General features: G+C 64.6%; 21 protein-coding genes. 10 read left to right on the top strand and 11 right to left on the bottom strand.

Translation table 11 applies throughout. The features are described from left to right. The first annotated feature begins 145 nt into the window (after positions 1-145). From ykgO to GGR62_RS12035, 6 genes are all read left to right on the top strand, one after another. Positions 146-271: a type B 50S ribosomal protein L36 gene (gene ykgO / locus GGR62_RS12060; RefSeq protein ID WP_005913193.1), complete on the top strand. Its 126-nt coding sequence runs from the start codon at positions 146-148 to the stop codon at positions 269-271. A gap of 244 nt (positions 272-515) precedes the next feature. Further along, complete coding sequence (locus tag GGR62_RS12055) at positions 516-845, top strand: hypothetical protein (protein ID WP_184408137.1); 330 nt, start codon at positions 516-518, stop codon at positions 843-845. 231 nt (positions 846-1,076) lie between these two features. Then, on the top strand, positions 1,077-2,111 hold the full coding sequence (locus GGR62_RS12050) for an agmatine deiminase family protein (RefSeq protein WP_184408136.1): 1,035 nt from the start codon (positions 1,077-1,079) through the stop codon (positions 2,109-2,111). Positions 2,112-2,225: 114 nt separating this feature from the next. Beyond that, on the top strand, positions 2,226-3,110 hold the full coding sequence (locus GGR62_RS12045) for a carbon-nitrogen hydrolase (protein WP_184408135.1): 885 nt from the start codon (positions 2,226-2,228) through the stop codon (positions 3,108-3,110). A gap of 4 nt (positions 3,111-3,114) precedes the next feature. Next, the gene (locus tag GGR62_RS12040) at positions 3,115-3,642 is read left to right on the top strand and encodes a GNAT family N-acetyltransferase (RefSeq protein WP_184408134.1); all 528 of its coding nucleotides are present in this window, start codon (positions 3,115-3,117) and stop codon (positions 3,640-3,642) included. A 4-nt stretch (positions 3,643-3,646) separates the two neighbouring features. After that, entirely contained in the window at positions 3,647-4,867 is a 1,221-nt protein-coding gene (locus tag GGR62_RS12035) for a TraB/GumN family protein (protein ID WP_184408133.1), read from the top strand. 140 nt (positions 4,868-5,007) lie between these two features. Here GGR62_RS12035 and GGR62_RS12030 read toward each other — a convergent pair whose 3' ends face one another. The 10 genes from GGR62_RS12030 to GGR62_RS11985 form a co-directional block, all read right to left on the bottom strand. After that, entirely contained in the window at positions 5,008-5,898 is an 891-nt protein-coding gene (locus GGR62_RS12030; protein WP_184408132.1) for an endonuclease/exonuclease/phosphatase family protein, read from the bottom strand. Then, the gene (locus GGR62_RS12025; RefSeq protein ID WP_184408131.1) at positions 5,895-9,035 is read right to left on the bottom strand and encodes a discoidin domain-containing protein; all 3,141 of its coding nucleotides are present in this window, start codon (positions 9,033-9,035) and stop codon (positions 5,895-5,897) included. Before GGR62_RS12025 ends, GGR62_RS12030 begins: the two co-directional genes overlap by 4 nt. Positions 9,036-9,061: 26 nt before the next feature. Further along, positions 9,062-9,898, bottom strand: a complete 837-nt coding sequence (locus GGR62_RS12020) for a carbohydrate ABC transporter permease (protein WP_115040133.1) — start codon at positions 9,896-9,898, stop codon at positions 9,062-9,064. Then, the gene (locus GGR62_RS12015) at positions 9,895-10,779 is read right to left on the bottom strand and encodes a sugar ABC transporter permease (RefSeq protein WP_184408130.1); all 885 of its coding nucleotides are present in this window, start codon (positions 10,777-10,779) and stop codon (positions 9,895-9,897) included. The genes GGR62_RS12020 and GGR62_RS12015 overlap by 4 nt, the downstream gene beginning before the upstream one ends. Further along, on the bottom strand, positions 10,776-12,128 hold the full coding sequence (locus tag GGR62_RS12010) for a sugar ABC transporter substrate-binding protein (protein WP_184408129.1): 1,353 nt from the start codon (positions 12,126-12,128) through the stop codon (positions 10,776-10,778). Before GGR62_RS12010 ends, GGR62_RS12015 begins: the two co-directional genes overlap by 4 nt. A gap of 3 nt (positions 12,129-12,131) precedes the next feature. After that, positions 12,132-13,769, bottom strand: coding sequence for a glucoamylase family protein (locus GGR62_RS12005; RefSeq protein WP_184408128.1), 1,638 nt, complete (start codon positions 13,767-13,769; stop codon positions 12,132-12,134). Positions 13,770-13,869: 100 nt separating this feature from the next. Continuing rightward, entirely contained in the window at positions 13,870-16,857 is a 2,988-nt protein-coding gene (locus tag GGR62_RS12000; RefSeq protein ID WP_184408127.1) for a TonB-dependent receptor, read from the bottom strand. A gap of 121 nt (positions 16,858-16,978) precedes the next feature. Beyond that, positions 16,979-18,001: a LacI family DNA-binding transcriptional regulator gene (locus GGR62_RS11995; protein WP_184408126.1), complete on the bottom strand. Its 1,023-nt coding sequence runs from the start codon at positions 17,999-18,001 to the stop codon at positions 16,979-16,981. Positions 18,002-18,348: 347 nt separating this feature from the next. Then, on the bottom strand, positions 18,349-18,618 hold the full coding sequence (locus GGR62_RS11990) for a BolA family protein (RefSeq protein WP_184408125.1): 270 nt from the start codon (positions 18,616-18,618) through the stop codon (positions 18,349-18,351). Beyond that, complete coding sequence (locus tag GGR62_RS11985; RefSeq protein ID WP_184408124.1) at positions 18,615-18,914, bottom strand: YciI family protein; 300 nt, start codon at positions 18,912-18,914, stop codon at positions 18,615-18,617. The genes GGR62_RS11990 and GGR62_RS11985 overlap by 4 nt, the downstream gene beginning before the upstream one ends. Before the next feature lie 364 nt (positions 18,915-19,278). Here GGR62_RS11985 and GGR62_RS11980 point away from each other — a divergent pair, with 364 nt between their 5' ends. Genes GGR62_RS11980 through GGR62_RS11970 form a run of 3 tightly spaced genes read left to right on the top strand, consistent with a single transcriptional unit; the run spans position 19,279 to position 23,048 of the window. Continuing rightward, complete coding sequence (locus GGR62_RS11980) at positions 19,279-20,184, top strand: ScpA family protein (RefSeq protein WP_184408123.1); 906 nt, start codon at positions 19,279-19,281, stop codon at positions 20,182-20,184. Further along, a complete protein-coding gene (scpB, locus tag GGR62_RS11975) occupies positions 20,123-21,406 on the top strand; it encodes an SMC-Scp complex subunit ScpB (RefSeq protein ID WP_184408122.1) in 1,284 nt (427 codons plus the stop codon). Before GGR62_RS11980 ends, scpB begins: the two co-directional genes overlap by 62 nt. Then, the gene (locus tag GGR62_RS11970) at positions 21,399-23,048 is read left to right on the top strand and encodes a pseudouridine synthase (protein ID WP_184408121.1); all 1,650 of its coding nucleotides are present in this window, start codon (positions 21,399-21,401) and stop codon (positions 23,046-23,048) included. The genes scpB and GGR62_RS11970 overlap by 8 nt, the downstream gene beginning before the upstream one ends. Before the next feature lie 324 nt (positions 23,049-23,372). Here the strand turns inward: GGR62_RS11970 and GGR62_RS11965 are convergent, their stop codons facing one another. Continuing rightward, positions 23,373-23,810: a hypothetical protein gene (locus tag GGR62_RS11965; RefSeq protein WP_184408120.1), complete on the bottom strand. Its 438-nt coding sequence runs from the start codon at positions 23,808-23,810 to the stop codon at positions 23,373-23,375. 163 nt (positions 23,811-23,973) lie between these two features. On the opposite strand from GGR62_RS11965, the gene GGR62_RS11960 reads away from it, so the two are divergent. Beyond that, the gene (locus GGR62_RS11960) at positions 23,974-24,744 is read left to right on the top strand and encodes a glutaminyl-peptide cyclotransferase (RefSeq protein ID WP_184408119.1); all 771 of its coding nucleotides are present in this window, start codon (positions 23,974-23,976) and stop codon (positions 24,742-24,744) included. The last annotated feature ends 22 nt before the right edge of the window (positions 24,745-24,766 follow it).

Here is a 24,766-nt window from a genome sequence, read left to right as displayed (position 1 = left end):
TAGTGTAGCGCCGCCCGCAGGGATTGGGATGCAAGCACTTGAAAGCACGACGAAAAGCCGGTTAGAATTGCCGGCTTAATTCCGGGTGCACCCTCGATAGCGGGCACTCTTCCATCGAATCCAACCGTTTACGCCGAGGTGTGCCATGAAAGTCCTGTCCTCCCTGAAGTCTGCGAAGACCCGTCACCGCGACTGCAAGGTGGTCCGCCGCCGCGGCAAGGTCTTCGTGATCTGCAAGTCGAACCCGCGCTTCAAGGCGCGTCAGCGCTAAGCCTTTGCTGCGCGAGCAAGACCCGAGAAAGCCGCCTTCGGGCGGTTTTTTCTTGGCCGATGCTTCACGTCAGCGGTTGCGAGGTGCAGGCTGTCATGCGCCAGGGCCTGGCCGGCTTCGCGCGCTGGTGGCGAGGGGGCACAGGCTCGAGACTGCTTTGAACAACACCGCGCTGGAATCACGTCCATCCTGAATTTTTGCTGTAATCACCATCCGAAATCTTGTCCACTGGGGAGTAGATGACATGCGCAACCGTTTGTTTGTCCTGCCACTGATCGCGCTGATGGGGATTAGCGCCGTTGCGTCGGCCGAGACGTTGCTGATCGATCGTGTACAGCAGAAACCTGCCGCCGCCCTGCCCTTGCGCGGCGACAGCATGGGTCAGGTCGAAGGTCGTTACGGCGCGCCGCAGCAAAAGCTCGACCCGCGCGGCGGCCAGAAGCGCCAATGGCCGACGATCCACCGCTGGGTGTATCCGGCCTTCACCGTGTACTTCGAAAAGAGCCGGGTGATCGACGTGGTGGCCAATCAGGCCGATGCCAACGAGATCGGGCCGAAGCCGCCGATCAGGTAATCCGCAGCAACACAGCGGCCAGCGCCTGCAGACAGCGCTCGCTGAAGGCCTGGCCCAACGCTTCGCATCACCACGTATCCGGTCCGTCAGCACTCGGACATGCGCTGCTGCGAATCTGCACCAATGCTTGGCGCGGCACCTCGCGCCAGGATCGCAAGAGCCTGCACTCGGGTGCAGGGTATCGATGAACGTCCGGGCCGCTGCCCGGCACCAAGATGAGTATTGCCTCGCATGACCGACCATCTTCGCTTTCCCGCCGAGTGGGAACCTCAATCCGCCGTCTTGATCGCGTGGCCGCATGCGGGCACCGATTGGGCCGAGCGTCTGTCCGAGGTGGAAGAGACCTACATCGCGCTGGTGACGGCGATCTCCCGCTTCGAGCCGGTAGTCATCTGCGCGGCCGATGACGATCTGCAGATCTACGCCGAGGCACGGCTGCGCTCGGCGCGGGTGGACATGGCGCAGGTACGCTTCGTGATTGCGGCCTACAACGACACCTGGCTGCGCGACTCCGGCCCGATCACGCTGCGCCAGGACGGCGGCTTCCGGCTGATGGATTTCCGCTTCACCGGCTGGGGCGGCAAGTTCGAGGCCAGCCTGGACGATCAACTGGTCACCTCACTGGATGCGGCGCAGGTGTTCGTGCCTGCCCCGGTGCAGACGGTGGATTTCGCGCTGGAAGGCGGTGCGATCGAGACCGATGGCGCCGGCACGTTGTTGACCACCTGGAAGTGCCTGCACGAGCGGCATCCGCAGCGCACGCGCGAGTCGTTGAGTGCCGATCTGGCCACCTGGCTGGCGCAGGACCGCGTGCTGTGGCTGGATCATGGCTATCTGGAAGGCGACGACACCGACGCGCATATCGACACGCTGGCCCGCTTTGCCGGACCCGACGCGATCGTCTACCAGGGCTGCGATGTAGCCACCGATTCGCATTACACCGAACTGCAGGCGATGGGCGCCGAACTGGCCGCGTTGCGCACCGCCGATGGGCAGCCGTATCGCCTGTTCGTGCTGCCGTGGGCCGAGCCGATTCTCGATCAAGGCCGGCGTCTGGCTGCGTCGTATGCCAACTTCCTGATCGTCAACGGCGCGGTGCTGATGCCGGCGTACGGCGATGCGGCCGATGCCGCCGCGCAGGCAGTGTTGGCCCAAGCGTTTCCGCAGCACGAAATCGTGCCGGTTCCGTGCCGTGCGCTGATCTGGCAGAACGGCAGTCTGCATTGCCTGACCATGCAGTTGCCGGCCGGCCTGCTCGCCGCATAAACGTTGCGTTCGTCGCGGCTGCGCACGCAGCGCGTCGGTTCTTGTTCCGGCCGGCAGGCCGGTGTTATGCCATGGCGCGCTACCTTAGTGCGCACCTTTGCAGGATGAGATGCCATGTCCCGTCACCTTCTTTCCGTCGCGCTGATCCAGGAGCGCAACCACGGCGACGCCGAGGCCAATCTGGCCATCATCGCATCGCGCGTGGCAGAAGCCGCCGCGCAGGGCGCCAAGCTGGTGCTGCTGCAGGAACTGCACAACGGTGCGTATTTCTGCCAGCACGAATCGGTGGACGAATTCGATCTGGCCGAGCCGATTCCCGGCCCCAGCACCGAGCGCCTGGGCGCGCTGGCCAAGCAGCATGGCGTAGTGCTGGTGGCCTCGTTGTTCGAGCGCCGCGCGGCCGGGCTGTATCACAACACCGCAGTGGTGTTCGAGAAGGACGGCCGCTTGCTCGGCAAGTACCGCAAGATGCATATCCCGGACGACCCGGGCTTCTACGAGAAGTTCTATTTCACCCCGGGCGATCTGGGATTCACGCCGATCGACACCTCGGTGGGCCGTCTCGGCGTGCTGGTGTGCTGGGACCAGTGGTACCCCGAGGCTGCGCGCCTGATGGCGCTGGCCGGTGCGGAACTGCTGCTCTACCCCACCGCGATCGGCTGGGACCCGGACGATCAGCAACCCGAACAGGAGCGTCAGCGCGATGCGTGGGTGCTCAGCCATCGCGGCCATGCGGTCGCCAATGGCGTGCCGGTGCTGTCGTGCAACCGCATCGGCCATGAGCCCTCGCCGCTGGGCGCTTCCGGCATTCAGTTCTGGGGCAACAGCCATGTGCTGGGACCGCAGGGCGAGTTCATCGCCGAGGCCGGACAGGATCCGACCGTGCTGGTGTGCGACGTCGACCTGCAGCGCAGCGAACACGTGCGCCGCATCTGGCCGTTCCTGCGCGACCGTCGCATCGATGCGTACGGCGACCTGCTCAAGCGTTACATCGACTGACCGCATGCCCGTCGAGCTGCGTGCAGTCCGCGATGCGGACATCCCGGCGATCACCGCGATTTATGCGGAGCAGATCGCCGGGTTCAACACTTACGAATACAGCGCGCCATCGAGCGCGGAACTGCACGCGCGCATGCGCGCGATCGTGGATGCCGGCTATCCGTATCTGGTGGCAGAACATGACGGCGCCGTTGTCGGCTACGCCTACGCCAGTGCCTATCGCGCACGTGCCGGCTACCGCTGGACGGTGGAGAATTCGATCTATCTCGCTGCCGACATGCAGGGCCGCGGGATCGGCAAGGCGCTGCTGGGCGAGCTGATCGCACGCTGCGAGCAGCGCGGTGATCGACAAATGATTGCGGTGATCGGCGATGCCAGTAACCAGGCATCGCTGCGACTGCATGAACGTTTTGGTTTTCGCACGGTCGGAGTGTTCACCGGTATCGGCCGCAAGCATGGTCGCTGGCTAGACGGCGTGCAGATGCAACGCGCGCTCGGCTCCGGCGACACCGCCCCTCCTTCTGATGAATGACCCCATGACCGAGCAGACTCCCCACCTTCTGGACGATGCACTGTCCGGCCAGCCGCACCGCATCGTCGAACGCGATGGCGTGCGCTACACCTTGCTCGGCACCGCGCACGTCTCGCTGGCGAGTGTGGCCGCCGTGCAGCGGGCGATCGGCAGCGGCCGCTACGACGCGGTGGCGGTGGAACTGGACGCGCAACGGCTGCAGGCGCTCAGCGACCCCGACGCCCTCGCCCGCCTGGATCTGGTGCAGGTGATTCGCAAGGGGCGGGTGGCGTTGTTCGCGGCGAACCTGGCACTGGCGGCCTATCAGCGCCGGCTGGCCAAGCAGCTCGGCATCGAGCCGGGCGCGGAGTTGAAGGAGGCGGTGAATCTGGCGCGTGCGCAAGGTTTGCCGGTGCACCTGATCGATCGCGAAGTCGGCCTGACCTTCAAGCGCGCCTCCGGGCGGCTGGGATTCTTCGGCAAGATGAAGCTGGCCGGCGGCTTGCTGAGCGGCCTGTTCGCCGCCGACGAAGTGGGCGAAGAGGAAATCGAAAAGCTCAAGCAAGGCGACATGCTGGAGGCGAGCTTCGGCGATTTCGCCAGCGAAAGCCCGGAGCTGTACGAGACCGTGATTGCCGAGCGCGATCAATACATGGCCACGCGCCTGCGCGAGGAAGCCACGACAGAGCAGCGCGAGATATTGGCAGTGGTCGGCGCAGGACATCTGGCCGGTCTTGCGCGCCACCTCGAACAGGACACCGCCGCACCCGGCCCGTTGCGCGAGTCGCTGGAATACGTGCAGCAACGCAAGCGCGTTCCGTGGATCACGCTTGGCATCCTGGCGATCATCATCGCCGGCATTGGGATCGGGTTCTGGCGCGGCGGCCTGAGCATGGGCGCCGACCTGTTGCTGCAGTGGGCGATGTATACCGGAGGAATGGCGGCACTGGGGTGTCTGCTGGCCGGCAGCCACCCGCTGAGCATTCTCACTGCAGCAGTGGTGGCGCCGTTCAAGCCGTTCCGTCTGAGCGTGCCGACCGGCGCGTTCGCTGCACTGGTCGAAGTGCACATGCGCAAGCCGGCCTACGGCGATTTCCTGACGCTACGCGACGATGCGCAGACCTTGCGCGGCTGGTATCGCAATCGCGTCTCAAGGGTGGTGCTGACCTTCCTGCTGACCAACTTCGGCAGCATGGCTGGTGTGTGGCTGGCCGGTGTGCAGATCTTCAATCGTCTGCATGGCTGAGCGGCGACGCCGGGGCGCGTTGTAACGCAGGTTGCGAACGACTGTTGAAGCGGTAGCGCTTGCTTGGGCAGCCTCATTGCGCTTGAAAACAGGCTCTCACGCTTCAATCGACGGACTGAGGCGGTCAAGCCTGCGCGCGGCTATGGGGCAGACGGTAGGTCCGGTGCCAATTGCAGGCGTACCCAGACACCGTAGTGGTCCGATGCCCAGCGGCCTTCGGCGTAAGGCGTGTCGAACAGGATGCGCGCCTCGCGAGCAAGCAAACGGCTCTGCTGGAAGAACACGTGATCGATGCGCGCGGGCTTGTCGAACACATGCAGATTCAAGGTGCTGACAGTGGCGTCGCTGTTGCGGTGCACGCTTCCGTAGCTATCGCCATAGCCCTTGCGTAGCGCTTCCAGATCGAGTGCATCGGCGGCGGTATTGAAGTCGCCGGCAATCACGACCGGCGCCTGATGGCTGTTGGAGGAAATGAAATCCAACAGGTCCGCGACCTGACGCGTGCGTGTGGCAGTGCCGCGTGCGTCGGCACGTTCGTTGAGATGAGTGACGTAGACGTTGATCGGCTGGCCGTCGAGCTCGACCTGGAGATGCGCAGCGACGCGGTAATCGTCCAACGGCTGCAGCAAGCGCTGGTGCTTGGCCAGCACCTTGCGCCGGCTCAGCAGCGCATTGCCGTAACGCTTGGGCGCACCCGCAGGATCGACCGAAGCAAAGGTGTAGTCATAGCCGAGCGTGCGCGCCAGCCAGGCGGCCTGATTTTCCACGCCGTCGCGGCGTTCGATCACCTCCTGTAGCGCGATCACATCCGGCGACAGCTGCTTGAGCTCCTTGGCGATATGGATGCGACGTGTTGGCCAGTCTTCGCGGTCGTGATGCAGGTTGAGCGTGACCAGGGTCATCTCATGCCCAGGCACAGGCGATGCGGGTGTCTGCGCTGGCTGCGCCACTGCCGTGCAGGACAGCGCAAGCACCACCACACAGGCCAGCGCGCAACACGTCGCGTGGACGGTGGCGCGCAGGCCGCTCATTGGGTGGCGCGTTCGGCTCGCCGTACGGCGCTGGGCACATCGATCTGCACGTTGGCCGGCATCTGCTGGATGCGCAGCTCGCCGTCCTGCCATTGGACCGATTCGCCGTTGATGCTGGCCTTGCCAGGCGTGCCCTGGTAAGGCCAGCGAAACACCACCCCGCCCGGCGGCAGGATCAGGCCGGGCTGCAACTGCAACAGCAATTGCTTGTCGGTGCGCTGCAAGGTGTAGTTGAGGCGCCCGTACGGGGTGCGCAGTTCGGCGATGCCGATGCCCTTGCCTTCGAACCAGCGCGTCGGCGTGCCGGCAGCGATGACCAGGCTGGCGTCGGATTCGCGCCCATAGGCGAACATGTCCAGTACCGAGCGCACGAAATCCGAGGCGACCCAGGCATGCGGCAGATCGCCGACGAAGAACGGCGTGCGCGGCGTGCGCGAGACCACTTCGGCCCATTGGTTCCAGGGTTGCGGCGCACGGTCCTTGAAGAAGAACGCAGTGGCATCCCAGGCGCGGTCGCGCCAGCCTAGGCGCACGAACGCGGCCACGTTGCGCCATTCGTACGGCGTGTAGTCCTTCCAGTCGCGCTTGCCGTCGCGGCGGTCGGAGAACTCTTTCCAGTAGCGCTCGAACGTGTTGGTCAACAGATCTTGCGGCAGGCGTTGCTGCTCGCCACCCGGTGCCAGTGCGATGGTGGTCGAGGTCGCATCGAAGTCGCCGAGCTCGGCCGAGCCAGGCAGGAAATCGAGATTGTGCTGGCGCACCGCCGCACCCAGCGACGCACTCAGGTCACCACTGAATTCATCGCGGGCAGCACTGAAGCGGGCGACCTCGTCGGGCTTGTCGAGCGCGCCGGCCAGCATCACCGCATCCTTGTAGCCCCGCAGCGCCCAGAAGTTGTCCCAGTACGAATGCACCGGCTTGGCCGAATAGCCTTCGTGGCTGATCGACACCGGCATCATTCCGTAGAAGGCCGGGTTGCGCATGAAGTTGTCTTCGGTGCGCTCGCTGGCGCGCAGCGTTTCCATGTAGTCATAGGCGCCGGTCACGTGCGGCCACATCTTTTCCAGGAACGCCTTGTCACCGGTGTAGCGGTAGTACTCGGCGATATTGAAGATCAGCTCGCCATGGCTGTCGTTCTCCGGCACCGGGTCGCTGCCGCGATCGTCCACACAGCACGGCACCATGCCGTTGTCGAATTGATACGGCGCGAACCAGTCGACGTACTCGCGTACCACGTCTTCGCGGCCGAGCCGCAACAGACCTTCGGAAATCATCGCGCCGTCGCGGATCCAGCTGCGCGAATACGAGCGCGTGCCCGGCTGCAGGCGCGGGCCGATGCGCGAGATCAACATATGCGCCAGCGCAGTGCGCAAGGTGTCCACCACCGGCTTACCCTCGGCCGGCACGCTGATGCGCACGCGATCGAGCTTGCTGCGCCACTGTTGGGCCATCTGCTGCTGCGCCTGGTCGGCATCGAAACCGGCCGGCAGCTGCGCCGTGCCGGTCTGCGGAATCACCAGCGCCACTTCGCGGCGCTGGCCGGGTTCGAGCTTCCAGCGATACAGCAGCACACCCGATGCAAGGCCAGTCTCGTCCTTCTTCACCTGGGTGATCGTCGGCGGCGTTGCGGCGGTGAGATGACTCACATCCATGCCGCTGTCGAAGGCACTGGCAAAGCCGGCATCCGGCCGTTGCACGGCAAATACGCGCGGCTTGCCGTTGACGCTGACCTGCGCGCCGTCCACCGCGAGTTGCTCGATCCGGCTGACACCGCCCAGCGTGTTGAGGAACTGCGCCGGCGGGTTGACCTGGAACGGGCGCACCGCCAGTGCCAATGTGAACTCACGCGCCTCCTTGCCGGTGTTGTGCAGCTGATAACGCGCCACCAGTTGCGCCTGGTCGGGCGTGCCCTGCACGAATGCGGTGACACGCAGATTCATCAGGTCGTGGTGCCAATCGACGCTGGGAATCGGCAGGTAATCGTCCTGCAGGCTCTGCTCGCTGCTGACGTCGGACCAATGCAGTACCTTGCCGCCGGTGACCACGAACGGCTCGATGCTGAAACCGCCCTTGCCCACTTCCACTGCGCCGTCTTCGCCGATCAGGCCCTGTTCGGTGCCGCCATCCAGACCCAGGATGGTCCAGTAGGGTTGCTCGCCGGAAAAGCCGCGCGGGTAGCTACCGCGCGGCATCTGCGCGGCCAGCGATTTGATGAAGTCATTGGGGGTGGCCGCAAACGCCAGTGGCTGCAGTTGCACTTCCTTGATGCCATAGCGCCAGTTGGGGCCGTCCTTGAGATCGAAACGCAGATAGCGCGCCTCGGTGTCCGGCAGTGCCAGCCAATCGGTGCCGCCGGCACCGGCGGTAACGGTGCGCAGATCGCGCCAGCCACGTCCGTCGCTCGATGCCCGCACGAGGTACTGCGAGGCCTGCAAACCCGGCACCCACTGCACCACCGCACCACCGAATTCGCGCACCTTGCCCAGATCCAGCGTCACCGTCTGTTGCTTGACCGCGCCGCTGAGCCAGAAGGTGTCCGGCTTGCCGTCGGCCAGCCGTTGTTCCAGCGCCGGCGCGGTGTCGGTGATGGCTTCGGCCTTCAACGGCGAGGTGTCTTCCGGCGGCAGCGGGGTCAGCGTCAGGCGGTCGAAGCAGACCGAGCCCTTGCCGCCCACCTTGTTGTAGATGGTGAATTCCACATCCGCACTGTTATGCAGTTGCTTGTCCTGGCCCGGGCCCCAGGCCTTTTCGATGTTGCGTTTGCGATAGCTGAAGGTGGTCCAGTTCTTCGGAAAATTGAAGCCCGGCCGGTTGACCCACCACACATTGTCGCCACTGGCATCGATCAGCTTGACCTGCAGATCGTTGGATGGCGAGTCGCCGCGCACCGCGACGCCGAGACGGTAATTGTCCGGATACTGGATCGGCAGATTGCGGCGGATGCCGACATACCCGGACACACCATTGAAGTTGTAGTCCAGGCACAGCGCATTCCCACCAGACGAGGTGGCCACCGGGCGCAGCGAACCGCTGACCTGGTTGGACACCACCAGCCGCCAGGCGCCGATGTCGTTGAAGCCGTCGAGCACACGCTCCTGCGCCTGTGCCGCGCCCGCAGACGTGACGACAGCGGCCATGGCAAACAGTCGCAGGAACAGGAATCTCACCCCTTCACACTCCCCAGCAGAAGACCTTGGATGTAGTAGCGCTGCAGCGCCACGAACAATAGCAGCACCGGAATCACTGTCACCACCGCGCCGGCCATCATCAACTCCACGTCCATGATGTGCTCGCGTGACAACGCTGCCAGCGCTACCGGCAAGGTGTACTGCTCCTGGTCGGTCAGCACGATCAGCGGCCACATGAAGTCGTTCCACGAACCCATGAAGGTGAAGATGGTCAAGGTGACCAGCACCGGCTTGAGCATCGGCAGCACGATCTGGAAGAAGATCCGCATCTCGCTGGCGCCATCGATGCGCGCGGCTTCGATCAGCTCATCGGGAATGCTGCGCGCGTACTGGCGCACCAGGAAGATGCCGAACACCGTCGCCAGCGCCGGCACCACCACCCCGCCGATGTTGTTGACCAGATGCAGCTGCTTCATCAGCAGGAACAATGGCAGCATCGCCACCTGCGCCGGGATCACCAGCGCGGCCATCAGGATCTTGAAGATGCGCTCGCGGCCGACGAACTGCAGCTTGGCGAACGCATAGCCGGCCATGGTGTTGATCAGCAGCGAACCGAGCGTGATCAGCCCGGACACCATCAGGCTATTGGCGAAATTACGCGCCATGCCGGTGCGCGCGAACAGCTCGTGGTAGTTGGCCAGGGTGAACGCCGAGGGCAGCATCGGCGGCGGAAAACGACTGGCCTCGCCGGTGGGCATGAACGACACCGACAGCATCCACAGCAACGGTGCCAGGCTGACCAAGGCCAGCACCAGCAAGCCGCCGTTGATCAGCACGGCATTCCAGCGCGATTGGCCGACATCACGACTCATATCAAATCTCTCTTGCGGCCGAAGCGCAGCATCACGGTGGTCACCGCCAGGATGATCAGGAACAGCAGGAACGCCACCGCCGACGCGCGGCCGAGGTTCCACCACTTGAAGCCTTCCTCGAACATGAAATACAGCACGCTCACGGTGCTTTGCAGCGGGTCGCCGCGGGTCATCACGTACGGTTCGGCAAACAGCTGGAAATAGCCGGAAATGGTGATGACACCGACCACCATCAGTACCGGGCCGAGCATCGGCAAGGTGATGTGCAGGAACTGCTTCCAGCGCGAGGCGCCGTCGATGCGCGCGGCCTCGTAGAGATCTTGCGGAATCGCCTGCAGACCGGCCAGGAAGATCACCATGTTGTAGCCGAAGTTCTTCCACACCGCGAACAGCATGATGGTCGGCATCGCCCAGCGCGGATCGCCCAGCCAGTCGATCGGGGCGATGCCCAGATGGCTCAGGCCGAAGTTCACCAAGCCGTATTTGATATGGAACAGATAGCGCCAGATCACCGCCACCGCCACCAGCGTGGTCACCACCGGGGCGAACAAGGCGGTGCGGAACAGCGCCTTGAAGCGCGAGGCCTTGGCGTTGAGCAACAGTGCAGCGCCCAGCGACACACCGATCGACATCGGCACGCCCAGCAGCACGAAATACGTGGTGTTCCACAACGACTTCCAGAACAGCGGCGTCTGCAGCAACTCGATGTAATTGCCCAGGCCGACGAAACGCAGATGGCTGCTGTCGGCCAGCGCGTACAGGTCGAAGTCGGTGACGCTGAGCACCAGCGCGGCGAACACCGGCACGCCGAAGAACATGCCCAGCACCATGATCGACGGCGCGGCGAACACCCAGCCGGCGACGGAATTGCGCTTCATCATCGTGCCGCTCCCTTGCCATCAACTGGCGCTGCGGTCGGCGTCACCGCAGGCGTCGCCGCTTCGCCTGCCGGAACGACATGCCCGCCCTCCTGCTCGAAGATCCAGCGGCGCTTGGCCAGAATATCGTCCACGCGTTTATCCAGTTCCTGCACGGCGGCCTCGTGCGATTGCCCGCCACGCACCACGCGCTCGGTCACCAGGCGCATTTCCTGCACGATGCGCTCCCACTCCAGCACCTTGGGCGTGGCCTTGACCCGCTCCAACTGGTCGCCGAAGGCATGCGCCAGTTCGTCGTTGGCCAGCGACGGCAATTTCCAGGTACTGCGACGCGGCGGCAGGTCGCCGATGATGGCGTGGAAGCGCGCCTGCACCTGCGGCTGCGACAGGTACTCGATCAACTTCCAGCTGGCATCCTTGTGCTGCGACGCCTTGAAGATCACCAGACTGGAACCGCCGGCGATGCCCGCGCCCAATCCGTTGGGACCCGGCAGCGGCGCAGTGCCCCACTTGCCTTCCATGCCCGGCGGCTGGCGCAGCTTGAACTCGCGTACGTTCCACGGGCCGGACAGATAGAACGCGTAAGAGCCGTTGAAGAATTCGTACCAGACGTTGGACACCTGGGTCTCGGAGACCTTCGGCGCCCAGCCTTGTTGAAACATGTTGTCGTAGAAGCCCAGCGCCTTGCGGAAGCCTTCGCCACGGAAGTTGCCGTAATTGTCGTGGTCGCGCAGCAGGCGGTCGTCCTGTTGCAGCGCGAACGACAGCTGCTGCTCGAACTCGTTGAGCGGCATCAAGATGGCGAAGCGGTCCGGGCCGACCTTGCGCTTGATCGCCGCCATCACCTGATCCATCTCAGCCCAGGTCTTGGGCATCTCGTTATAGCCGGCTTCGCGCAACAGATCCTTGCGATAGAACAGCAGCCGCGTGTCCACGTACCACGGCACCCCGTACAACGTGCCGTCGACCACATTGGTGTCCCACACGCCGGGGAAATAATCCTGCGGATCGACGATCTTCGAGCGCGCCACGTACGGCTGCATCGGCTCCAGCGTGTCGAGCAAGGCGAATTCCGGCAGCCAGGTGTTGCCGAGCTGGCACACGTCCGGCAGGCCGTCGGCGGCGAAGGCGGTCAACAGTTTCTCGTGCGCCGCGGTCATCGGGATGTTCTGCACATCGACCCGGATATCGGGGTTCTGCTTCTCGAACTCGGTCACCAGCTCGGCGACCACTTCGGCTTCCTTGCCCATCGCCCAAAAGCGCACGGTGGTCTTGCCGGGGTCGGCGCGTTCGCATCCCGCCGCACCCATGCACAGGGCGGCGGCCACTATCAACAGTTTCAAAAGGCGCACGGATTACTCGGGTTTGGGGCGTTGCGTGGAGTTTTGCCGCTGCGACGGATCTTGCTGAGCCTGGGCAGCAGCGGCACGCGATTCGGCCATGCCCAGCGAGCGCGCGGCGGCGGCCTGCTCGTCCTTCTTCGGCAACGGCTGCGGCTCGCCTTCGGGGGTGAGCCAGCCGCCGGTGAAGCCGGCGCGTTCGAGACCGGCACGGATGTAGGGGTTCTTCTTCATCACGTTCCAGACGAATTCGTTCTGATAGTTGGAGATCATCGCCAGGATCGGGCCTTGATCGATGGCGATATAGTCGCTGGCCACCCAGCCGCGATCGGGCACCATGCGTCCGGTCTTGAGCGGGATGTCGTAGTTGAAGCTGGGGTTGAACGAATCCAGAAACCCGTAGCTCGAATACAGGAAGTCGCCGTAGCGCTTGTGCATTTCCTCGGTGGCGGGGATCACCACTTCCGGTGCGAACACGATCGAGGAGATCGCCGCGGTCGGGGCGATGGTGCCGTCGTCGAAATTTTCGCGCAGGCCGGCGCCACGCGAGGAGTAGTGCCGGAACTGGCGCTGCTCGCCGCGGTATTCCTGGCTGGTGTTCTGCGGGCCGTCGCCGGCGGTCAGGCCCCAGACGTTCTCGCCGTAGTCCTTCCACTTCATCGGGTTGTCGATGGCGTAGTCGCGCTGGGCCAGCGTGGCGCGGCGGCTGTTGAGGAAATAGTCGATGCCGCGTTCGCGCATGTACTGGTCCTGGATATCGCGGAAGTCGATCCAGACATGGCTGTATTGATGACCGAACATCGGGCCGAAGGACAGGTATTCCTGGCCCTGGTAGACGCCCCAGTCGTTGTTGTAAGTACGGGTCCAGCTTGTCCATGCATCCGCATCGACGCCGTGGGTGGGCGAACCGAGCGCGAGGATGTACAGCATCATCGCCTCGTTGTAGCCCATCCAGTCGTGGTCGATGAAGCCGCTCTCCGGGAACCAGCCCATCGAGATCAGCGGCGCACGCTGTTGCAGCCAGCGCCAGTCCACGCGCTTGTACAGCATGTCGGCGATCTGGCGGATCTCTTTTTCGCGCGGGTCGTCGCCGTCGTAATACGACTGGGTGAACAACACGCCCATCATCAGCAGCGCGGTATCCACGCTCGACAGCTCGACCCAGCTGTCGTACCTGTTGCCCTGCTGCATGTCCAGAAAGTGATAGTAGAAGCCCTTGTAGCCGGCCCTACCGGTCCGCTGCGGCCCCATTGGCGCATCGCGGAAGAATTTCAGTGTGGTCAAGGTGCGGTCGATCGCCTGATTGCGACTGACCCAGCCATTCTCGATCCCGATCGGATACGCGGTCAGCGCAAACCCGACCGACGCGATGCTGGCGAACGGGCGCGACGGAAATCGATCCGGCGCCAGTCCATTGAGTTCGTTGGTGGTGTCCCAGAAAAACTGGAAGGTGCGCCGTTCGATATCCGAGAACAGCGGCGGTAATGGCGGTTTGACCGGCTTGGGCGGTAGTTGTGCTTCGATCAAGATCACTTTCACCGGGGCCTTCTTTTCGGCCACCTTGGGCTCCTCGGCCTGTTTACAGGATGACAGCGCCAGGACGCCTGCCATGAGTGAAATTACCAGCCAACGCGATGTCAGACCCCTATTCATCCGCCCCCCACTTGTGTAATCGATTACATCCCGCACGCAAACCTACTCCATCTGCGCGCCAAGTACGACCGCCCTGGCAGCTGCCAGGGCGGTCGGTTGCTTACCAGTTCAAGCCGAAGGCCAGACGGAAGGTACGCATCGGCGACGCCAACACGCCGGTCGGCGTGCCGTACGCCGTATTCAAGTCTCCGAGTGTCCCAGTCTCGCCGTTAAAGTCGGCGTAGTTCACCCAATTGAAGACGTTGAGGATATCCGCACGCACATTGAATTTGACACCGCCACCGGTATCCCATTCTTTGTTGGCCGCGATGCTGAATTCCTTGTAGCCCAGCGTGCCGTCCGGCTTGAACTGGACGATGTAGCACTGGTCGTTGCCGGCCACGCAGTTCTGGCCGTAGCGCGCGGTCTGGCTGGCCAGCGACAGCTTGCCGGACAGCTTGACCTCGTAGGGCAGCTCGTAGATGCCGGTGACCACCAGGCGGTTCTTCGGAATGCCGCCGGCCTCACGCCAGCCATAGTCCTGGACGCGTTCGCGATCCAGCGCGTAATGCTCGCCGAACTGGCGGTTTTCCTTGGCATCGGAATAGGTGTAGGCCACGGTCAGGCCCCAGCCGGATTCCTCGTCGAACGGCTTTTCAACCTGCAACGCGAGTTGGTTATTGCGGGTTTCCACGCCATTGGTGCCGAGCACGATCGCGCTATAGCCGTCCGGGCCGTCGGTCGGAGAGCCGGAGGTGGTGCCCGGCTGGAAGAACGAGCCGTCCGGCAGACGGTTGCCGCGCACGAACGCAAAGCCGTCGTGGCTTGCGATGCGGCTCAGGGTCACGTCGGTGAACCAGTCCTGGCCCCACAGCGGCACCATGTTGCGCATGCCGATGCTGAACTGGTCCGAGTACGGGGTCTTGATGTTGTTGTCGATCAGATAGACCTCACGACCGCCGCCGCCACTGCTGCTCGCCGCCAGCGCGTCGAGACCTTCCTGGGTGTTGTAGGCCGGATTCCATGCCACGCACGGGTCGCCCAGGCAGGCCTGGCCGTTCTGGGCGTTGGGGTTGCTGAAGTAGTAACTGTAGGACTTGAACGAGTTGTTGAGCTGTTCGAGTGCCAGGTAATCGAAGATGTTGCGGTCGTACGCACGGCCGGCGCCACCGTAGATCACGTGGGCCTGATCGCCGAACAGGTCGTAGGAGGCGCCCAGGCGCGGCTGCCAGGCGTTCTTGAACGCCTTGCGGTTGTTGCCGGTGCTGATGAAGTTGTTGATGTCGTAGTTGGCGTTCTGCAGGTTCGGCCAGTTCTGCAACGCACCGGCCACATCGGACGGCGTGACGAAGTCCAGGAACGCCGGGGTTTCTTCGTAGTCGTAGCGCACGCCCAGGTTCAAGGTCCAGTGCTCGTTGACCTCCCAGTCGTCCTGCAGATAGATGCCGTACTGCTTGTTCTTGGACACCACCGACCCGCCGCCTTCGACCAGCGGCGCACCGAAGCGCACCCGGTACGGCGTTCCGAGATCGCCGAGGATGTTGTAGTAGTACTGCGGATTGGCCGGGTTGAACTGGGTGGAATCCAGATCGATGCTCTTGAACTTCACGCCCATCTTGACGGTGTGCGCGCCGTGCCATTCCAGGCTGTTCAAGGTCAAATCGTCCTGGAACGTCCAGCCCTTCTGGCCCTTGCGCTGGAAGCTGCCGCCGGCACCGGCGGAGAGCACTTCGTCCTCGATGCCGCGTACCGGCGCATAACTGAGCACGTAGCCGGTGCCGTTGTTGATCGGCGCCTGGTTCCAGAATGCACTTTCGTAGCTGAAGTTGGCTTCGTTGAGGAAGCTTTCACCGCTGTACTGCCAGCGCAGGTTGGCGCGCTTTTCTTCCTGGCCGTTGATGCTGCCGTGCTCGTAGGTCGAGGTGCCGCCGACGTCGTTGAGCTCGTCTTCCTTGCGGTACTTGCCGCTCAGTTCGAACATGTTGTTGTCGCCGATGGTCCAGTCGATCTTGGCGAAGTACAGGTCTTCCTTGAACGGGGTACTGTAGGTGGCCACCAGCGGCTGCAGCTGCGCAGGCAACTGGTCGACACGGTCGGAATAGATCGAGCCGGGAATCACCACGTTCGGGGTGGTGTATTCCTTGGCTTCATAGGCGACGAAGAAATGCGCCTTGTCCTTGAGGATCGGGCCGCTGAAGGTCGCGCCGTACTGGGTTTCCTCGAAGTCGTCGCGCACGCCGGCCTTCTTCTCCAGCGGGCTCTCCTCGCGCCAGCCGTCGTTGCTGGTGTCCCAGAAGAAGCTGCCATGGAAATCGTTGGTGCCGGACTTGGACGAGGCCACGATGGCTGCGCCGCTGACCTGGTCGAACTCGGCCTTGTAGTTGGAGGTGATGACCTTGTATTCGCCGATCGCCGACTGCGGGAACGGGTTGCCGCGGCTGGAATCCTGGCCGCTGACGCCGCCGGTCAGCACGTAGTTCTTCTGGCTCACGCCGTCGATGTAGACGTTGGTGCCTTCGGCCGAGGTGGCGCCGGTGCGCACCTTGGTGGTGCCGTTGGCTTCACGGGTGAACTGCACGTTCGGTACGGTGTCGGCCAGTTCCAGGAAGTTGCGCGTGGCACGCGGCAGGTTCTGGATCTGGACGTTGGAAATGTACGTGGCGTTTTCGGAGGTGCGGGTTTCCACCAGCACCGGCGGTGCCTTGACCTGCACTGCGTCCAGCGTGGTGGCGTTGCCACCGGCGGCCGTGGCCGGTTCGCCACCGACGCCCAGGTTCAGGGTCGCGGTCTGGCCGACCTGCACGGTGACGTTCTGCGAGGTGGTCTGGCCGTTGGCAGTCACGTCCAGGCGATACGAACCCGGCGGCAGGCCGCCGAGCGAATAGCCGCCGTTGCTGACCTGCACGGTGCGGGTCAGGCCGGTGGCGAGGTTGGTCGCGGTGACCTGGGCCTGGCTGGCAGGTGCCGAATCGACGGTGACCTGGCCACGGATGGTCGCAGCAGCACTCTGCGCGAAGGCCGGTGCGGCGCCCAGCAGCAGGCAACTGGCCAGGGCGCAGCTGAGCAGCTTGCGCGCCGGACTGGCGGAATGGGGGTAGTGGTGGCGCATTGGTCCCTCCAGGGATCGGTACAGATTGTTGTTGTGGCGTTGCGACTTGCAGGAACGACCGCTGCGGGGGGCAGCGGGAGCGGACAGAACGTCCGCGAAAAAGGTCAGGGCGTTCGAACGATCAGGAGACCAGCTCGGCGGCACCGCAGGACGCGCGGATCACCAATTCCGGCGTGAGCAGCTGGCGCATGCCGTCGTCGCGGCCGGGCTGCTCGACCAGCCGCATCAGCCGGGTCATCGCCTGCTCGCCCAGGCGCGCGATGCTGACCCGCATCGTGGTCAGCGCCGGGTGGACGAAACGGGCCAGCGGGATATCGTCGAAGCCAGCCAGCGCCACCTCGCCGGGCACCGATACGTCGGCCTGGACAAACGCATACAGGCAGCCCAGCGCGGTCATGTCGTTGGCGGCAAACACCGCATCGGGCAAGGCCCCATCGGCCAGCATCGCCAGCCCGGCGCGATGGCCGGAGGCTTCATCGAAGTCGCCCGCGTATTCGATGCCCTGCGCCTGGGTGCCGTGCGCGGCAATCGCATCACGGAATCCGCGCAGGCGTTCGCGCGCATCGAAATTGAGCGCCGGTCCACCAATGAAGGCGATGCGCCGATGTCCGGCCGCCAACAGATGCTCGGTCATGGCCATGGCGCCGGCATGGTCGTCGATGCTCAGTACCGGGTAGTCGGCGCCCGGCAGGTGCGCGTTGATCAAGACCGTCGGCAGCGCCTGCGGCAGGTTGTCGGTGAGGAATCCCGGCTGTTCGGCATACGGCGACAGCACCAGCAGGCCATCCACGCGCCCGCGCATCGCGCGCAGTGCCCTGCCCTGCGCTTCCGGATCGCCGTGGTAACTGGACACCAACAGATGCTGGCCGGCCGCGCGCGCGGCGCCGTCGATGCCACGGATCAGCTCGGAAAAGAATTCGCCATACAGGTCGGGCAACACCACGCCCAGGGTCTGGGTGCGACGGCTGCTCAAGCTGCGCGCCGCTGCATGCGGGCTGTAGCGCAGGCGTTGCGCTACCTCCAGCACCTGCTGGCGCACCGGGCCGGCAACGTTCTCGTGCCCATTGAGCGCACGCGACACCGTTGCAACAGAGACCTGTGCTTCTCGAGCGACATCTTTGATGGTGACCGCACCATTGGCCATTCGTGTCGCCCTCCGCGACCGAGTTCCCAAAACTGGCGCGGACTGTAAGCGTTTTCATACAAGGGCGTAAACCCCTGTGAGAACGACTGTGAAAACGCTTACAGATCAAGCATCTACGAATGATGGCGAAGTGAAATGTTCTGCTGCGTCGCAACAATCACGCACGACTGCGTCCACAAACGAAGTACCACGGCGGTCACGCTTGATGCGGCGCCTGGCTCGTACGATGGCCGGCAGACACACAGGGACATCGGTATCGCGTCAGGTGCGGCGCCTGCTGGATGCCCACGCCGACCGTGGCGGTCGGCACGGTTGTGGTCGCAGCCCGCTCCGCGACATCGGCCGGCCTACCCCGCTTCGCCCGGCGCGAAGGCTTCGATCGACAACGCATGGATATCGGTCTGCATCATCTCGCCGACTGCGGCGTAGACCGCGCGGTGACGGGCCAACGGGGCTTTGCCGGCAAACGCGGCGCTGACCACGCGCACATTGAAGTGACCACGCCCATCGCGCGCGCCGGCATGCCCGGCATGCCGATGGCTATCGTCCACCACGTCCAGCTCGGTCGGCGCCAGCGCAGACTGCAGCGCGGTGCGGATCCGCTCGACCCGGCTCATGGCAGCACCTTGCGGAACGGGCGAACCTCGGTGCGCCCATACACGCCGGCTGCCACGTAGGGATCGGCATCGGCCCAGGCGCGCGCGTCTTCCAGGGCGTCGAATTCTGCGATGACCACACTGCCGCTGAAACCGGCCGGGCCCGGATCTTCGGCATCGATGGCCGGACATGGGCCGGCCACCAGCAACCGCCCGGCCGCCGCAAGCGCCTGCAAACGCGCCAGATGCGCCGGTCGCGCCTGCTGCCGCGCCGCCAATGCGTCGGCCCGGTCATACCCTTCGATTACGTACCACACATGCCACCTCGCCAAGACTTGAAGATCACTGCAGGGATTCTAGCCGCGTCAGCGCTGGACACCGCCCCCGCGCACGCATTACCCTTGACACCTACTGCACACGCAACCGGACGCAGCGGCGCGTAGGACCAGGCACACGCCTCACCCGACGACTGATTCGCTGCCCACCGCCGGCCCGCGTAGACGACCTCCTCGCTGTTCCGTCGCCGCATGCCACGTGGCGCCTGTTTTATGTGGATTGGCGTATGTGGATTTGTAAGATCGTGCCGGCACGGGCACGACATTGATCGCAATAACTCAAGGCAAAGCCCTGCAGGCGCGGCTCAGATCGCGGCCGGCGACCGTAACACCCGATGTCGACCTGATGAATTCCGAACTCGCGCACGACGCGAATCCGCCAGCCACGAGCGCGCCGCCACAACAGCAGGAAATGCCGCTGGCGGTGGTGCATGGGCAACCGGTGCTGCAGATCCCACAGGATCTGTATATCCCGCCGGATGCGCTGGAAGTCATCCTGGACGCCTTCGAAGGTCCGCTGGACCTGCTGCTGTATCTGATCCGCCGGCAGAACCTGGACATTCTGGATATCCCCGTCGCCGAAATCACCCGGCAGTACGTGGACTACATCAATGTGATGCAGGAGCTGCGCTTCGAACTGGCCGCCGAATATCTGGTGATGGCCGCGATCCTGGCCGAGATCAAATCGCGCATGCTGTTGCCGCGCCCCCCGAGCCAGGACGGCGAAGAGGACGACCCGCGCGCCGAGCTGGTGCGCCGGCTGCAGGAGTACGAGCGCTTCAAGCAGGCGGCCGAGGATCTGGACACCCTGCCCCGCATGGGCCGCGACAGTGCGCCGGTGCAGGCGCATCTGCCCGAGCGCGCCGCAGTCAAGCTGCCGCCGCCGGTGGAATTGAAGGAAATGCTGATGGCGCTGTACGACGTGCTCAAGCGCGCCGAACTGTTCACCGGCCATGCGATCAAGCGCGAGGCGCTGAGTGTGCGCCAGCGCATGGGCGATGTGCTGAGCCGTCTGGACGATGGCAAGTTCTACCGTTTCGAATCGCTGTTCACTGCCGAAGAAGGCAAGCTCGGCGTGCTGGTCACCTTCCTGGCGCTGCTCGAATTGGCCAAGGAGCAGTTGCTGGACATCGTGCAGGAAGCGCCGCTGGCGCCGATCTACGTGAAGTCCCTGGCCTTGGGCAATACCAATGCGCCGTTGCAATTCTCCAGCGAATTCGACGACAGCGATGCCGCCAACGAACCTATCTGAAGCCGATCACCGAATGGATCAAGCGTTGATCACCCGCATTATCGAAGCCGCCCTGTTGGCCAGCAGCCAGCCGCTGACGCTGGCGCAGCTGCAGGGGCTGTTTCCCGAAGAAGAGCCGGCGCCGCCAGGCAGCGTCGAGCGCGCGCTGGAACTGCTGCGCGAGGGCTGCACCGAACGCGGGGTGGAACTGGTCGAGGTGGCCTCGGGCTTCCGCTTCCAGGTCAAGGCCGACGTGCATGGCTGGGTCGCCCGGCTGTGGACCGAGCGCCGCACCAAGTACACCCGTGCCACGCTGGAGACCTTGGCGCTGATCGCATACCGCCAGCCGATCACCCGTGGCGAGATCGAACAGGTGCGCGGGGTGGCGGTCAGCAGCAACATCATCCAGGCGCTGGAAGAACGCGAGTGGATCCGCGTGGTCGGCCACCGCGACGTGCCCGGCAAGCCGGCGCTGTTCGGTACCACCAAGGGCTTTCTGGATTACTTCGGGCTCAAGCGATTGGACGAGCTGCCGCCATTGTCTGAGTTGAAGGACATCGCCGAGCTGGAACCGCAGCTGCCGCTGGACCGCGACGGGCAACTGGATGGCGCGGTGCCGGCATCGGCGGCGATGGATGCAGCAAGCGATGAAGCCGGCGCGGATGCGGATTCGGACGCAGGTCCGCAGACGGCCGATGCAGACGGCGCCAATGCCGATGCAGCGACGGCTGCCGCGACCGGGGCGGATACCCAGGCCGGTGTCGGCGCTGACGCAGACGCTGACCAGGGCGACGATGCACCGGAACACCGCGACGCCTTGCCAGACCCGGACAGCACGACCGAAGCAACCAGCGACACCGATGACGAAACGCACGTCGATCCCGCTGTTGGAACGACTGTTGATGGCACTGCCGATGCTGACGATCACGCAGCCAGCACCGCGGCAGCATTGCGTGACCAACAAGACCACGAAGACGGCCAGGTCGATGACCACGCCAGCGCCGATGCGTTGAGTAACGACACACCGCAGCACCCCGAGCATGCCTCGGCGCAGGACCCGAACACGTTGGACCCAGATGACGCCCGTGAGGGCGACCCCGACACCGCGCCGGGAACGCGCGCGGATGCAGTGAACGAAGACGAAGACAACGCCGTCGCGACGACGACCGTGGCTGTTGACGAAGCCGATTCCGACCCAGAGGCCGACCCAGAACGCGTCGGCCGGAGCCAGACACATGAGTGACACCCCCCGCAAGCTGTCGTTGAACAAGCTTTCCCTCAAGCGCGACAGCGCGCCCGAAGCGCCCAAGCTGGAAGAGCGCCTGCACAAGGTGCTGGCCCAGGCCGGCCTGGGCTCGCGCCGCGCTCTCGAACAACGCATTGCCGATGGCCTGATCAAGGTCAATGGCGCCGTCGCGCAGACCGGCATGTCGGTGCGCAGCGGCGACAAGATCGAACTGGATGGCCGCAGCTTCGTGGCCAGCGCGCTGACCGAACCGGCGCGCGTGCTGATCTACAACAAGCCCGAAGGCGAAGTGACCACCCGCGAAGATCCCGAAGGCCGCCCGACCGTGTTCGAGTCGCTGCCGGCATTGAAGGGCTCGCGCTGGATCGCCATCGGCCGGCTGGACATCAACACCACCGGCCTGCTGCTGCTGACCACCGACGGTGAGTTGGCCAACGCGATGATGCATCCCTCCTACGAGGTCGAACGCGAATATGTGGTGCGCGTGCGTGCCCCGGAAGGCGAAGAAAAAGTGTCCGACGCCATCATCGAGCGGCTGTCGCGCGGCGTGCTGCTGGAAGACGGCGGTGCCAAGTTCGACGAGATCGAACGCATCGGCGGCACCGACTCGCACGACTGGTTCCGCGTGGTGGTCAAGGAAGGCCGCAACCGCGAAGTGCGTCGCCTGTGGGAATCGCAGGGCTGCCAGGTCAGCCGCCTCAAGCGCAGCCGCTACGGCAAGATCTCGCTGCCGCGCGAACTGCTGCGCGGGCAATCGGTGGAAGTGGCGCAGGACAAGGTCGACGCCCTGCGCGCCGAACTGAAGCTGGAAGAAGGCGCGCCGTCGGCGCTGACGCTGCAGCCGGTGATCGGCCAGCGTCGCGCCGCCAAGTCCACCGTGCACGTCTCGCGCGATGGCCGCAGCAATGCCTACGTCAACGGCCAGACCTCCGGCGCCGACGAAGGCCGCGAACTGCGTCGCTTCGACAACCTGCGCGAAGACCGCGGCGGCCGTGGCCGTGGCAAGCCGGGCGGTTTCCGTGGCGGCCTGACCGTCAGCGGCGAAGCAGCGGCCAAGCAGTCGCAGCAGCGCCCGTTCAAGCCGCGCGCTCCCGGCAAGGGGGACCGTGCGCTGCCCGATGGCAACCCGGCCGCGTTCCGCAGCTGGTACGTGCCCGATGGCGTGAGCACCGGCCCCAGCGGCCACCGCAATGCCGGCCCCAGCGGTCCCGGCACCGGCCAGGCGCGTCCTTACGCCAAGAAGGGTCCAGGCGGTGCGCGTCCAGGTGCCGGTGGCCCGAGCAATGGCCGTCCCAGTGCAGGCGGCGCAGGGCGTGGCGGCGCCGGTGGCGGACAGGGTCAGTCGCAGGGTCAAGGCCAGGGTCAGCGCAAGCACCCGTATGGCCATCCGGGCAATGCACCGAGCTTTCCGTCCGATCATGCCAACCCGGGTTTCAGCCCGTATGGTGCGGCACGTCCGGCGGCCGGGCGCCCGACCGGCGCACGTGCAGGCGGCCCCGGTGGCAACCGTGCTCCGGGCGGTAATCGCGGTCCCGGTGGTCCGGGCGGCGCGCCGCGTGGTCCGGGCGGCCCCGGTGGTCGTCCCCCGGGCGGCGGCAATCGTCGCCCGCCAGGTGGCGGCGGTAATCGCGGCCGCTGAGGTGCGGCACGCGCAATAAAAAAACGGCCCTGCAAAGGGCCGTTTTTATGTGTGCAGCAAATCGCGTATGACGTGGCGGTTGGTTGCAGCGACGACGTTGTACACCACACCCATGCGATCAAACTCTCTGCGCGCATCGCGTCAGGCACGCATCACGTGTCCGCAACGCGCCACGAACCCGCTGTTACGACTTGAAGCGGCCAACCGCACATGGCGGGCAATCGGTCGATGGGCGCAGACGGCGCAAAGAACCGCAGATCCATGCAGATTCCGCGCAGCTACCGCGCCTGCCTGCCAATGCGCGCAGTCGTGGTTCGGCTGCGCTTACTTGCGGCGTTCGATGACGAAGTTGCCGACGTTGACGCCCAGATCCACGCCCTCACCCGTGCCGGCCAACGCCAGCGAAATATCGCCCTTGGTGACCACCTGAGCGGTGCTGGACTTGACCACGCCGGCATGCGCTTCGGCAGCCGCGTAAGTGCCCAACAGGTCGTTGAGGCTGTAAGCGCCGGAGAAGGTGCCGCGACCGCCGGTGATCTTGGACTTGCCGACCGTCAGACCGCCACCCTTGCTGGAAATCTTGACCGGAATCACCGCGCCGTTATCGCAGGTGATGGTGCCGGTGCCGCTGGCAGTCTTGTAGAACACCGACCAGCCCGACAGATTGAACGACAGCTTGCAGTCGATATTGCCTGCAGCCTGAGCCTGCGGAGCGAGGGTGGCGACGCCCAGCAGCGCGAGAAGAGAGAGCGACTTGATCATGTGAGCATTCCAGTGGTGAACGTGGCGCCGAGCCTAGCAGCGCCGCTGTGGCAGCCGCGACAATGTTTCGGCACCACCCAGGCGATCGTTCAGCCAATCATGGCCGACTGCGCCGACCCTCATCGAGACTGCAGCCAGGGCTTTGGCATGGGATGATCGCAGCATGCTACGTACCGCCCACGCCCTGCTCCTTGCCGCCCTGTTGCTGCCGTCCGCCGCCCACTGCCGCGAGACGATTCCGACCCAGGGCTATACCGTCGTTCGGACCTATCCACACGACACTACCGCCTTCACCGAAGGCCTGTTCTATCGCGACGGACACCTGTACGAAAGTACCGGCGAACTGGGCCAATCCAGCGTGCGCAAGGTCGATCTGGACAGTGGTCGGGTGCTGCAACAGGTCGATATCCCACCGCCTTATTACGGCGAAGGCATCGTGGCCTGGCACGACCGCTTGATCCAGCTGACCTGGCGCAACCAGCGGGGATTCGTCTACGACCTGGCGACGCTGACGCCGCGCACGCAGTTCAGCTATCCCGGTGAGGGTTGGGCGCTGACCAGCGACGACACCAGCCTGTACATGAGCGATGGCACCGCCAGCATCCGCCGGCTGGACCCGCAGACACTGCAGCAGGTCGGCAGCATCCAGGTCACCGCGCGCGGCAAGCCGCTGGAGAACCTCAACGAACTGGAATGGGTCAAAGGCGAGCTGTTGGCAAACGTCTGGCTGACCACCCGCATCGCACGCATCGACCCGGCCAGCGGCAAGGTGATCGCCTGGATCGACTTGAAGGCGCTGGTACCCGATGCCGACACGCTCACCGACTCCACCAACGATGTGCTCAACGGCATTGCCTACGACGCCAAGCGCGATCGGCTGTTTGTCACCGGCAAGCGCTGGCCGAAGATCTACGAGATCAAGCTGGCTGAGTAGCCGGGATTGGGGATTTGGGAGT

Origin of the sequence: Xanthomonas sp. 3075, assembly GCF_014197275.1 — a bacterium.
GTDB classification, from domain to species: Bacteria; Pseudomonadota; Gammaproteobacteria; order Xanthomonadales; family Xanthomonadaceae; genus Xanthomonas; species Xanthomonas campestris_B.
The sequence above is the reverse complement of the archived record's forward strand: the minus strand, read 5'-3'. Positions and strand labels throughout refer to the sequence as shown.